Origin of the sequence: Paucilactobacillus wasatchensis, from assembly GCF_000876205.1 — a bacterium.
GTDB classification, from domain to species: domain Bacteria; phylum Bacillota; class Bacilli; order Lactobacillales; family Lactobacillaceae; genus Paucilactobacillus; species Paucilactobacillus wasatchensis.
This window is the reverse complement of sequence record NZ_AWTT01000007.1, coordinates 12,769-24,326: the sequence shown is the minus strand read 5'-3', so window position 1 is coordinate 24,326 and position 11,558 is coordinate 12,769. Positions and strand designations below refer to the sequence as shown.

12 protein-coding genes and 1 tRNA gene are annotated in these 11,558 nt (G+C 39.1%); 3 read left to right on the top strand and 10 right to left on the bottom strand.

Annotated features, from left to right (window positions below; all coding sequences use genetic code 11):
• Nucleotide 1: 1 nt before the first annotated feature.
• The 7 genes from WDC_RS02230 to gap form a co-directional block, all read right to left on the bottom strand.
• Nucleotides 2-751 carry an alpha/beta hydrolase gene (locus WDC_RS02230; protein WP_044010191.1) on the bottom strand — a complete coding sequence of 250 codons (750 nt, stop codon included), beginning with the start codon at nt 749-751 and terminating at the stop codon, nt 2-4.
• Nucleotides 752-878: 127 nt separating this feature from the next.
• Entirely contained in the window at nt 879-1,118 is a 240-nt protein-coding gene (secG, locus tag WDC_RS02225; protein WP_044010190.1) for a preprotein translocase subunit SecG, read from the bottom strand.
• A 73-nt stretch (nt 1,119-1,191) separates the two neighbouring features.
• A complete protein-coding gene (locus WDC_RS02220; RefSeq protein WP_044010213.1) occupies nt 1,192-2,691 on the bottom strand; it encodes a ClC family H(+)/Cl(-) exchange transporter in 1,500 nt (499 codons plus the stop codon).
• A gap of 267 nt (nt 2,692-2,958) precedes the next feature.
• Entirely contained in the window at nt 2,959-4,284 is a 1,326-nt protein-coding gene (gene eno / locus WDC_RS02215; protein WP_044010189.1) for a phosphopyruvate hydratase, read from the bottom strand.
• Between the two features lie 98 nt (nt 4,285-4,382).
• Entirely contained in the window at nt 4,383-5,141 is a 759-nt protein-coding gene (gene tpiA, locus WDC_RS02210; RefSeq protein ID WP_044010188.1) for a triose-phosphate isomerase, read from the bottom strand.
• A 151-nt stretch (nt 5,142-5,292) separates the two neighbouring features.
• The gene (locus WDC_RS02205) at nt 5,293-6,495 is read right to left on the bottom strand and encodes a phosphoglycerate kinase (protein WP_044010187.1); all 1,203 of its coding nucleotides are present in this window, start codon (nt 6,493-6,495) and stop codon (nt 5,293-5,295) included.
• An 88-nt stretch (nt 6,496-6,583) separates the two neighbouring features.
• A complete protein-coding gene (gap, locus tag WDC_RS02200; RefSeq protein WP_044010186.1) occupies nt 6,584-7,600 on the bottom strand; it encodes a type I glyceraldehyde-3-phosphate dehydrogenase in 1,017 nt (338 codons plus the stop codon).
• Between the two features lie 393 nt (nt 7,601-7,993).
• Between gap and WDC_RS09630 the strand changes: the two genes are divergently transcribed.
• A tRNA-Arg gene (locus WDC_RS09630) sits at nt 7,994-8,066 on the top strand.
• Nucleotides 8,067-8,144: 78 nt separating this feature from the next.
• Here WDC_RS09630 and WDC_RS02195 read toward each other — a convergent pair.
• Nucleotides 8,145-9,071 carry an L-lactate dehydrogenase gene (locus WDC_RS02195; RefSeq protein WP_044010185.1) on the bottom strand — a complete coding sequence of 309 codons (927 nt, stop codon included), beginning with the start codon at nt 9,069-9,071 and terminating at the stop codon, nt 8,145-8,147.
• A gap of 132 nt (nt 9,072-9,203) precedes the next feature.
• Nucleotides 9,204-9,329 carry a hypothetical protein gene (locus WDC_RS09975; RefSeq protein ID WP_263386062.1) on the bottom strand — a complete coding sequence of 42 codons (126 nt, stop codon included), beginning with the start codon at nt 9,327-9,329 and terminating at the stop codon, nt 9,204-9,206.
• Between the two features lie 268 nt (nt 9,330-9,597).
• On the opposite strand from WDC_RS09975, the gene WDC_RS09625 reads away from it, so the two are divergent.
• Nucleotides 9,598-9,744, top strand: a complete 147-nt coding sequence (locus tag WDC_RS09625) for a hypothetical protein (RefSeq protein WP_156126983.1) — start codon at nt 9,598-9,600, stop codon at nt 9,742-9,744.
• 220 nt (nt 9,745-9,964) lie between these two features.
• Nucleotides 9,965-10,561, top strand: a complete 597-nt coding sequence (locus WDC_RS02190) for an ATP-dependent Clp protease proteolytic subunit (protein WP_044010184.1) — start codon at nt 9,965-9,967, stop codon at nt 10,559-10,561.
• Nucleotides 10,562-10,622: 61 nt separating this feature from the next.
• On the opposite strand, the gene whiA is transcribed toward WDC_RS02190, so the two are convergent.
• Complete coding sequence (whiA, locus tag WDC_RS02185) at nt 10,623-11,558, bottom strand: DNA-binding protein WhiA (protein WP_044010183.1); 936 nt, start codon at nt 11,556-11,558, stop codon at nt 10,623-10,625.

Sequence of the window (11,558 nt, the reverse complement as noted above, 5' to 3'; positions counted from 1 at the left end):
CTCAAAATATTTTCTTTAAGTAGTTTTTTACGTCTTGTTCTAATTCATGATGTGCATTGTTGACTGTAATCACATGTCCTGCATTTGGATATAAATGAAAATCAGTTATTTTATTCAAGCTAGTTAACTGCTGTTGCAGCAATTGACCAGCTTGTGCATCGATCATTTCATCTTGACCTCCCTGGCCAATAAAAAAAGGTTGCGTGATTTGGCTGAGCTGCTGAGCAACTTTTTTGGTGTACCCGTTAACCGCTTGTAACTGCGCTGGTAAGTTTTTTTTAATCCACATGATGTTTTGTTGTTCAATAACACGATCAGTCCTTTGCTGTTGATACCTTGCTTGCGCCATTACCGGAAATGAATCCGCCACATTGCTTTTTCCCGTCCCAATGATTGGTGCACTAAACGTCCCCCCACCTAACAGCTGAGAATCAGATTCGAGTGCCTGAGTGGCAAAAATCCCACCTAATGACAGGCCAAAAATTGCAATCTGACTATAACCCTGAGAACGCACATAATCAATTGCAATTTGAGTATCTTGCCACCACCGTTCTGGGGAGCCATGGACCAAAATATCTTTTGGTTCATCGGTATCATGTCCAGAAAAAATCGGCGCATAGACAGAATAGTTATCTTTTTCTAGGAAACGAGCCAATAAGCGCATGTCATTACTATTACTTGCATAAGCATGCAGCAAGATTACTGCTTTTGGTCCGTGACGGAAGAAAAAAGAGGTTGGTTTTTGCAACATTGTCCCACTGCCCTTCCTGCAGTAAGTACAATCAAATCACGCAATCTATCCAGCAACCGAATTGATCGTCCCTACTCGTTGATGTAAAAAAGCCCCCTGTGACAAGTGCCCAGGAGGTCGGTTTACTCTAATGTGAAGATAGATACACTAGTGCTAAGGCTAATAAGAAGAAAATGATGCCAAAAACAGTAGTTGCTATTTGCATTACCGCTTCAAAGCCACGTGCTTTTCTTCGTGAAAATAAGTCACCTGCACCGCCAGTTAAAGCTGACATTGCATCTGAATTATTCTTAGCTGGTTGCATCATGACACAGGCAATCAGAATCACACATACAATTAAAAATATCGTTAATAGTAAACTATACAAGGAAAAATCCTCCTAATTCTCATCCATTACATATCCTGAACATTTTACCATATCTCGCCCTTGTATTCTAGTCTTAATTACTGCTAGGGCCTTGAGCTGCTGCAACCACCCGTGCAAAGGCGGCTTGGCGTGCACCAGCTGCAACGTCAATTACAATTGTATCCCCAGCCCGTAACATTGTGTCACCATGTGGCACAATAACGTTTTCTCCGCGACGAACAGATTCAACTAAACTACCCTTGGGCCAAACAAAATCGCGAATTTGTTGACCATCAAGCGGTGCTCCCATAAAAATCGTAGTTGAAATTGTGCTGACTTGCCGTTTGCTTATTATACTAGTACGTTTAATTAATTTGTTTAATAGCGATTCATAAATCGGTGAACCGCTCAACAAATCAACCACTATAAAGGCAACAAGCGACACAACCGCTAACGGCATTAAATGACTTAATGATCCCACCATTTCAGTAATCAACAAAATAGCTGTGAATGGCGCTTTTACAATTCCAGCAAAATAACCCGCCATCGCATAAATAATAAAATTGGAAACTAAATTAGCATTCAAGAATCCTAAACTAACCATTACTTGACCGTAAAGGCCACCAATAATTGCTCCAATTGTTAAAATCGGGAGAAAAATTCCGCCTGGAAGGTTGGACCCGTAACTAATCATTGAAAATATGAAACGAAGCAGCAGCAAGCCAACAAAAATGCCGATTGAAGGATTGTGTTGAGCAATTTGAATAATGAGACTATTGCCACCACCTAAAGTATCTGGCCAAAACCAACCGATAAGGATTACTAACACAAATGGAATCACTGGATACCACTCCGGCCGCATGAATTTCATTTTACCAAACCATTGTGGTAAGCGTAGCAGCGTCATCTGATACAGGCGACCAAACAATCCCAGAATAATACCGAGAATAATTAAATGGCCATATTGGCTAAGTGGCAATGATTGTGAATATGCAATATGTAAAACAGGGGTGAGACCAAAGAAATTCAATGACACAAAATTAGCAGTCAGTGCACTAACTAATGCAGATAACCATACGAGTGGTGAAAAGTTATGATAGACTTCCTCCAGAATAAACAGGGTACTTGCAACCGGGGCATTAAACGCTGCAGATAGGCCTGCTGCTGCACCACTAGCAATTGAAACACGCCGATTGATTTGCCCAACATGTCCTATTTCTGCTACCCCTTGACCCACAGTAGCGCCCAATTGAATTGATGGCCCTTCACGACCCAAAAACAAGCCGGTTCCAATTGACAAAATTCCACCAATAAATTTACGCCATAAAACAGGCCACCATTTTTCCTCATAACTGCCGGCAAGCTGTCCTTCGATTTGTGGAATGCCCGAGCCTTGAATCGATGGATTTTTGTGTGCCATTCGTCCTAAAAGTAGCGCCAATAAAATTGAAATAATGAGCCATGGTATTAATAGCCACGGCATTTTATGCATGGTCTGATAAACAAATATAGTTAGTCTTAGGCCATATTCGATTGCCAATCGAAATACGCTAACAACTAAGCCAACTATTAATCCAATTAATAAACCGTTCATAATTTGTAATAATTTAGTTGTATCAAACGTTTGTTTCAATTTATTTTCGCCTGCCGTTTTTGTTATTCTACTAGTGTAGCACAAGTATGTAGATCGCAAAATTAGTGTTTTTTCAAATTTGTATTCTACTTATCCTTAATGCTGAGACGTGCAAATAGTCAGAATTGCCCAACGTATAACACACAAAAACACTAACCAACTCATAGGTCGAATTGGTTAGTGTTTTTGTGTGTTACACCACGACAATTACCCGTGGCTGTTTACAAGCTATTTGTTTAATGCATCTTTACGTGCTTGTTCGCTCAAGTTGTAGAATGAGTTAATACCTTTATATTCAGCAACTGAGTCAGTTAATTGGTCTTCAATTCTCATCAATTGGTTATACTTAGCAATACGGTCTGTACGACTCATTGAACCGGTCTTAATTTGTCCTGCATTAGTAGCGACAACTAAGTCAGCAATGGTTGTATCTTCCGTTTCACCTGAACGGTGAGAAACAATTGCAGTGTAGCCTGCCTCTTTGGCCATTTCGATAGCTTCAACAGTTTCAGTCAAAGTACCAATTTGGTTAACCTTGATTAAGATTGAGTTAGCTGCACCCATCTTGATTCCTTTTGCAAGGTAGTCAGTATTAGTAACAAAGAAGTCATCACCAACAAGTTGAACTTTTTTACCAAGTTCGTTAGTAATGTCAGCCCAGTCTTCCCAGTTGTTTTCGTCAATTGGATCTTCAACAGAAATAATTGGGTACTTGTTAACTAATCCCTCAAGATATTTAACGAATTCTGGAGTAGCCATTTCTTCGCCAGTTGACCAACGTAACTTGTATTGCTTAGTTTCATTGTCCCAAAGTTCTGAGGCAGCCACATCAATAGCAATTGCAACATCTTTACCTGGTTTGTAGCCAGCTGTTTCGATGGCCTTAACTAGATATTGTAATGGTTCTTCATTGTTAGCAAAATCAGGGGCAAATCCACCTTCATCACCAACAGAGGTTGCTTTGCCATCAGCGGCAAGTAATTTCTTTAATGTATGGAAAGTTTCTGAACCCATCCGAATAGCTTCCTTGATTGAATCAGCACCAACAGGCATGATCATGAATTCTTGGAAGTCAACTTTGTTATCAGAATGTGCACCACCATTGATAACATTCATCATTGGTGTTGGTAATACATGAGCATTAAAACCGCCAAGGTAGTTGTACAATGGTTGTTCTAATTCATCAGCAGCAGCACGTGCAGCAGCAATTGAAACACCTAAAATAGCATTGGCGCCTAATTTGCCTTTGTTTGGTGTACCGTCAAGTTTAATCATCGCTTTGTCAATTGCAACTTGGTCAGTTACTTCATAACCAACAATTTCTTTAGCGATTACATCGTTAACGTTAGCAACTGCTTTTTGAACACCCTTGCCCATGTAACGATTCTTGTCGCCATCACGCAATTCAACAGCTTCATGTTCACCAGTTGAGGCACCTGAAGGAACGATCCCACGACCTGCGGCTCCTGCTTCAGTATATAGTTCAACTTCAACGGTTGGGTTACCACGTGAGTCTAAGACTTCGCGTGCATAAATATCTGTAATTAATGACATTTGATGATTCTCTCCTCTGTTTTTAAAGTTTAGTTCAGTTCCTGTTTTATTGTATTATTTTGTGCATTCAAATACAAGTCATTTACAACTAGATTTTCTTACACATTTTGATAATTTGCTAGCTTCAAAAATGAATCTGCCTCTAAACTAGCATTACCAACTAACACACCATCAATATTTGGTTTAGCCATAATTTCGGCAATGTTTCCTGGTTTAACACTGCCACCATACAATACCCGAATATGATTGGCTAACTCATCGTTATAAATATCGGCAATCGTTTGGCGAATCAGATAACAGCCTTCTTCAGCTTGAGCAGAACTGGCACTTTGACCGGTGCCAATGGCCCAGCTTGGCTCATATGCTACGGTCACTGTTTTCATTTGCTCTTCAGTTAGGCCACGTAAATCAGCCATAATTTGACTGACAACCCAATGAATTTTATCACCAGCCGCTTGCCGTCCCATCGTTTCATCACAACAAACAATTGGCAACAAATTGTTATCAATCGCAGCTAGCACTTTTTTGTTAATTACTTCATCTGATTCATGGAAGTAGAGGCGCCGCTCTGAATGACCCAAAATAACGTAATTAACCCCAATTTCTTTCAGCACTGCTGGACTAATCTCACCAGTATATGCACCTTCATTTTCGTAAAAACAGTTTTCACCAACAATTCGCAATGGTGTTCCTGCTGCTGCAGCTACCATCGATTGTAGTACCAATGCTGGTGCAGCAACTGCAGTTTCAACTTCAGCAGGAGCTGGCAGTTTGTCAGCCACCTCTTGCACAAAGTCAATCGATTCGCGCGCTGTTTTATTCATTTTCCAATTACCTGCAATAAATGGAACTCTCATTATTGAACCTCCTCGATAAAAGCATTTCACCTCCACATTCTAACGAAAATAAGGATAAAACGCCAACGATCTTCTTTAACTTCGATCAAACTTAAGGGATAAAAAAACAAGACCAACTCGAAAAATCGAATCAGTCTTGCAATTCATTTTTTTACTTTTCAGAAATTGCTGCAATCCCTGGTAAAGTCTTTCCTTCAAGATATTCAAGGGAAGCACCACCACCAGTTGAGATGTGAGTCAAACTATCAGCCACACCTAATTGTTGCACAGCAGCAGTTGAGTCACCACCACCAACAATTGTAGTTGCATCAGACAACGTTCCTAAGAACTTGCCAATTTCAAGTGTTCCTTCAGCGTAATTGCTCATTTCAAAGACACCCATTGGTCCATTCCAAACAACAGTTTTGGCATCTTGTAAGACATTTTTGAACAATTCAACTGACTTAGGTCCAATATCAAGCGCCATGTAGCCATCAGGAATATCATTTTCAACGACTTTGCTTTCAACATCGTTACTAAACTTTTCGGCAACCACTGAATCAACTGGCAACACTAACTTATCGCCAGCTTTTTCAATAATTTCTTTAGCCAAATCAATTTTGTCTTCTTCGACTAATGAGTTACCAATTTTGATTCCTTTGGCAGCATAAAATGTATAAGTCATTCCGCCACCAATGATAACCTTGTCGGCTTTACCTAATAAGTTATCAATCACACCAATTTTATCGGAAACCTTAGCTCCACCCAAAATAGCAACAAATGGATGCGCAGGATTATCAACGGCGCCACCAATGAACTTAATTTCTTTTTCCATCAGGAAGCCAGCCGCTGCTTGCTCCATATTAGCAGAAATTCCGACGTTAGAAGCATGGGCACGATGGGCTGTACCAAATGCATCGTTAACAAATACATCACCAAGTGAGGCCCAGTATTTTCCTAGTTCAGGGTCATTACCTGATTCACGTTTAACATATTCGCCATCCTCAACATCTTCATAACGAGTATTTTCCATGACCAGCACTTGGCCGTTTTGTAGCTTAGCGATCGCATCTTCAAGTTGTTTGCCTTCTGTTGTTGGTACAAAGGTAACAGGCTTGTTTAATAAGTTAGATAGACGTTCTGCGACGGGACGCATAGAAAGTCCTGGCTTGTCTTCTTCCTTTTTAACACGGCCTAAATGTGATAACAAGATGGCACGGCCACCATGTTCAATTACGTATTTGATGGTTGGTAATGCCGCAACGATACGGTTGTCGTTACCAATCACACCGTCTTTAATGGGAACATTAAAGTCAACCCGCATTAAAACTTTTTTGCCTTCAAGCTGTAAATCTTCAACAGTTAATTTAGCCATTTGATTTTCCTCCTATTGATTCAAACAAAAAGTGAGAGGAGTTATCCTCCCCCCACCTTAAAATGAAGCTTGTTATAAAATTACAGAATTAAAGTGTAGCAAACTTCAATAGTGTCCGGATCATGTTGCTTGTGAAACCATATTCGTTATCATACCAAGCAACCGTCTTAACTAATTGAGTATCGCCAGCAGTTGTGATTTCTGTTTGTGAAGGATCAAATACTGAGCCATGTGTGTTACCAATGATATCGCTTGATACGATTTCATCTTCAGTGTAACCATAAGCGTCATTGCCTTCAGCATGCTTCTTCATTGAAGCATTGATTTCATCTGCAGTAACTTTCTTGTCAAGAACACTAACTAGTTCAGTTAATGAACCATCAACAACAGCAACCCGTTGTGCGTGTCCTTGTAACTTACCCTTCAATTCAGGGATAACTAAGCCAATAGCCTTAGCAGCACCAGTTGAATGAGGAATTGTGTTAACACTAGCAGTACGGTTATTACGCATCTTGCTACCACGAGGTCCATCAAGGATCATTTGTGTTGATGTGAAAGCGTGAATTGTAGTCATTGTACCGGCCTTGATACCAAAGTCTTCATTTAAGAAGTAAGCCATTGGTGCCAAGCAGTTTGTTGTACATGAACCTGCAGAAACGATCGTGTCACCACCGTCAAGGATGTCCAAGTTAACACCAGGAACAACCGTCTTAATATCACCAGCTGGAGCTGAGATCAAGACACGTTTTGCACCAGCATCAAGATGTGCTTGTGACTTTTCTTTTGAAGTATAGAAACCTGTACATTCAAGGACAAAGTCAACGCCGTCATTCTTAACCCAAGGAATATTTTGTGCTTCACGTTCTGCGTAAACTGGGTATTCCTTACCATCAACAACGATTCCATTATCAGTGGCACTAACTTCACCAGGGAATGGACCATGAGTTGAATCATACTTTAATAAGTAAGCCAACATCGAAGGTGTTGTCAAGTCGTTGATTGCGACCACCTGAATATCATTCGACTTAGCGCCAAGTTCGTGAATTCGACGGAAAGCTAAACGACCGATACGGCCGAAACCATTAATACCAATTTTTACAGTCATACTGCAATTTCCTCCTTTAGGAAAATAAGTTTAGTTTTTAAAACGTACTTGTTAAGTATATCACGCCAACGAAAAATATGACAGATTCCACCCCAAAAGTTCAAAAACAAAAGTGACATTTTTTGGGTCAACATGCAGAAAACAGGTACACTTCATTACGCTATATATGATAACCAAAAATGGTGCAATAGTCTAATGAATTGCCCAAATTTATTAGGAAAAAGTTATCTTATTTTTGTGAAACCGTTATCAATACCGCTGGATTAATTTTTATTTTTTACATATTTTTAACAGTTAACCTAATTGGAACCAATTAATTAGATAACATTAGGTTCTCTTTTCTTCTTTTTCTTGTAATTCATACCAAAATCCGCTATCATAGAATATTGTATTGCGCCCTTAGTGTAATGGATCGCACGTGAGATTCCGGTTCTTGAGATCCGGGTTCGACTCCCGGGGGGGCGCATTGTAAACTAACTCTTATAAAAAAGCACCAGCATTAATAAAATAGCTGGTGCTTTTTTGATACTAATGTAGCCATATTTTAATCTTCACGACTCTCAGTATATTTTGTCTTAATATAATCTGCTGAAATTTGAAGTTTTTTTAATTCCTCTTCAGTTAATTCTAGTTCCAACTGTTCTACTATCCCGTCACGACCAACTATTGCTGGGTATGATAGATACGTACCATATTCCTCACGATAATTTGACACTGGCAATTCCGTCAATGCATTATTCACAATTGTGTTGGCCAGCAAAACCGCAGCTGTGGCAACACCATAGTTAGTATACTTTTTACCATGAAAGACGCGGTGACCACCAACTTTTGCTTCATTGTCGAGGGCATCTAAATCGAGATTCTTTTCTTTCGCAATTTCAGTAATTGGTTTGCCTAACACACGCACCGTAGACCATGCAGTGAATTGTGAATTACCATGTTCGCCCAAGTTATAGCCAACTACTGAACGGGGATCGATGTTCAATCGTTGTGCCACAGCTCGTTTCATTCGCGCAGAATCAAGTAACGTTCCCGTCCCGAGCACATGATTCTTAGGCAGTCCAGTAACTTCTTGATAAATTGAAGTAATCACATCCACCGGATTAGTGATCGCAACAATCTTACCAGTAAAGCCGGATTCCTTAATTTGTTTGGCGACTTTCCGTACTTCAACCCGTGTAAATGGTAATTCTGCAAACCGATCATCGGTCGGATTATCTTGCAATTTAATGTTGCCAAGTGCCGAAATAATGACATCGGCATCTTTTAATAAAGAGTAATCATTCACAAAAATATTTGTGTGATATGGTAAGTTTGGCATTGCATCTTGAAAATCAGTTGCATCTGCAATCACTTTTGCTTCCCGTGTGTCAATTAATACCAGGTCATCAGCAAAACCATTTGCAACAATATAATGTGCAACAGTTGAGCCAACATTTCCCATTCCAATTACTGCCATTTTTCGTGCCATTATTCCATCCCCTATTATTTACTAAAAAATTTGAACTTATCTAATATTCTAACCTTTTTTTAATAATTAATAAAGCTTAATTAAATGGCAGCAAATAAAAAATCCACCAAATTAATGATGGATTTCAGGTAATTATTTGGCCGGTTTTTCTTTAGCCCACTTGCGCAAATCTTCAATTTTCTTTTCTTTTAAAGCTCGCTTGTACTTTGGTGCAACTGGACGACGGCCTTGAACGCCATGTGGATGTGCCTTACGCATAAGAAATGCCTCCTCATATTTGATTTCTTCGTTAAATAACCAACGTTCCAATTATATCTTTTACACCCCAAGAAAGCAACCGTTTAATTTAATTGAAATTTTAGCATAAAATAATTAGACTATACCAATTAATAAATCCATCATTTATTAACTATTTTTAAAGGAGTTTGACAAATAGACCAATTAATCGTATGATGATTGCATCATCTAGTACTTGATGGTTCAAACTTACAATAATAAATTAATACATACTATAGGAGGTGTAACTATGCTTAACAATAAAGCTAGTTCAGCCAAACTTTTCGAGCAATTAAATGAACTGAAACATGTTGCCAGTGCTGATGACTGTTCTCAATTAGATGAAGAATGTGCCAAAAAAGAGTTGGCATGGCTCAGTGAATCGCTCGACAAATAACTATTTTGCTTCCCACTTAAAAAGGATTGAAACGAACCTATCGTTACAATCCTTTTTGTTTGTCCATAATAGATGCACATAAGTTTGAAAAACCGTATAATGTGAATGGTTAAATTAATTGGTTAAAATATTTGACCTTTATTGACCAACGCGGTAAACTACATTTACACGTTTAGCAAACACTAACGTTGAGTGCTAATTAATAAGGAGGCAACTAACTATGAATTTAGTTCCAACAGTCATTGAACAATCATCACGTGGCGAACGTGCCTATGATATTTACTCACGACTATTAAAAGACCGGATTATTATGCTTTCTGGCCCCATTGAAGACGATATGGCAAATTCAATCGTCGCTCAATTGCTATTTTTGGATGCTCAGGATTCCACTAAGGATATTTATCTTTACATCAACTCTCCTGGTGGTGTGGTTACATCTGGAATGTCCATCTATGATACGATGAATTTCATCAAGTCAGATGTCCAAACAATTGTAACCGGAATGGCCGCTTCAATGGCCAGCGTCTTAGTTTCATCTGGAACTAAGGGAAAGCGATTTGGTTTACCTCATTCTCAAGTCCTGATTCACCAACCATCTGGTGGTGCACAAGGTCAACAGACTGAAATTCAAATCGCTGCTACTGAAATTTTGAAGACGCGTAAGATGATCAACGGAATTTTAGCTGACAACTCTGGTCAACCAATTGAGCGAATCAAAACTGATACAGAACGTGACCATTATCTTTCAGCTCAAGAAGCCGTTGATTATGGTTTGCTCGATGGCATCATGACAAACAGCAAAGATTTAAAGAAGTAAATTAACTAATTAAATAATGCAAAAACCGACCAAGATCAGATGATCTTGGCGGTTTTTTGCACTAAATTGCCGATTCACGTAATTGCTCCGCATACGCATTAATTTTACGTAGTCGATGATTAACACCCGATTTAGAAATTGGCCCCCCGGGAACTAGTTCGCCTAACTCCTTAAGGCTAATTTCTTGATTTGCTAACCGAGTTTCTGCAATTTCACGTAACTTGGTTGGTAAATTACTCAAGCCAATATTCTCATCCACAAATTTAATGTTTTCAATCTGCTTGGTCGATGCATTAGCCATCTTGTCCATATTTGCATTTTCACAGTTAACCAACCGATTAACCGAATTACGCATATCTCGCACAATCCGAATATCTTCGAACTTAAGCATCGCGTTTGTTGCTCCGATTAATGATAAAAAGTCGGCAATTTTTTCCGCCTCTTTCAGATATACAATAAATCCGCTGCGACGGTTAGTCACTCGCGCGTTTAAATTATATTTATTCATCATTTCAGCTATCATTGCATTATGTTCTTCGTACAGTGAATAAATCTCCAGATGATATCGGGAAGTTTCTGGATTATTAACTGAACCACCCGCTAAAAACGCACCCCGTAAATAAGATCGAATCATTGCATCGTTACTCAGTAGGTCAACCGGCACCTTCTCTTTAATTTGCAAATCTTGCAAAATACCTAAATCAGATAAAATGGCTTCGGCTTCGCCACGCAAACGCACAATATACAAATTATTCTTTTTTAGTTTCATCTTGCGGCGAACAACCAATTCACTCTCAGCTTGATAAAAATCTTTTAGTAATTGATAGATCCGCCGCGCAATTGCGGGATTTTCCGTTTGAATATTCAATACCAATTGATGGTTGGCAATATTCAATGTACCATTCATTCTGATTAACGCCATCAATTCAGCTTTAGCATTGTCTAAATGCACTTGCAGCCCCGTCAATTCTTTTTTGACTTCACTAGCATATGACAT

Coding starts and splice junctions, on each gene's coding strand:
- WDC_RS02230 (WP_044010191.1), bottom strand. CDS start 751: ATGTTGCAAAAACCAACCTCTTTTTTCTTCCGTCACGGACCAAAAGCA.
- WDC_RS02220 (WP_044010213.1), bottom strand. CDS start 2,691: ATGAACGGTTTATTAATTGGATTAATAGTTGGCTTAGTTGTTAGCGTA.
- eno (WP_044010189.1), bottom strand. CDS start 4,284: ATGTCATTAATTACAGATATTTATGCACGCGAAGTCTTAGACTCACGT.
- tpiA (WP_044010188.1), bottom strand. CDS start 5,141: ATGAGAGTTCCATTTATTGCAGGTAATTGGAAAATGAATAAAACAGCG.
- WDC_RS02205 (WP_044010187.1), bottom strand. CDS start 6,495: ATGGCTAAATTAACTGTTGAAGATTTACAGCTTGAAGGCAAAAAAGTT.
- gap (WP_044010186.1), bottom strand. CDS start 7,600: ATGACTGTAAAAATTGGTATTAATGGTTTCGGCCGTATCGGTCGTTTA.
- WDC_RS02195 (WP_044010185.1), bottom strand. CDS start 9,071: ATGGCACGAAAAATGGCAGTAATTGGAATGGGAAATGTTGGCTCAACT.
- WDC_RS09975 (WP_263386062.1), bottom strand. CDS start 9,329: ATGCGTAAGGCACATCCACATGGCGTTCAAGGCCGTCGTCCAGTTGCA.
- WDC_RS09625 (WP_156126983.1), top strand. CDS start 9,598: ATGCTTAACAATAAAGCTAGTTCAGCCAAACTTTTCGAGCAATTAAAT.
- WDC_RS02190 (WP_044010184.1), top strand. CDS start 9,965: ATGAATTTAGTTCCAACAGTCATTGAACAATCATCACGTGGCGAACGT.
- whiA (WP_044010183.1), bottom strand. CDS start 11,558: ATGTCATATGCTAGTGAAGTCAAAAAAGAATTGACGGGGCTGCAAGTG.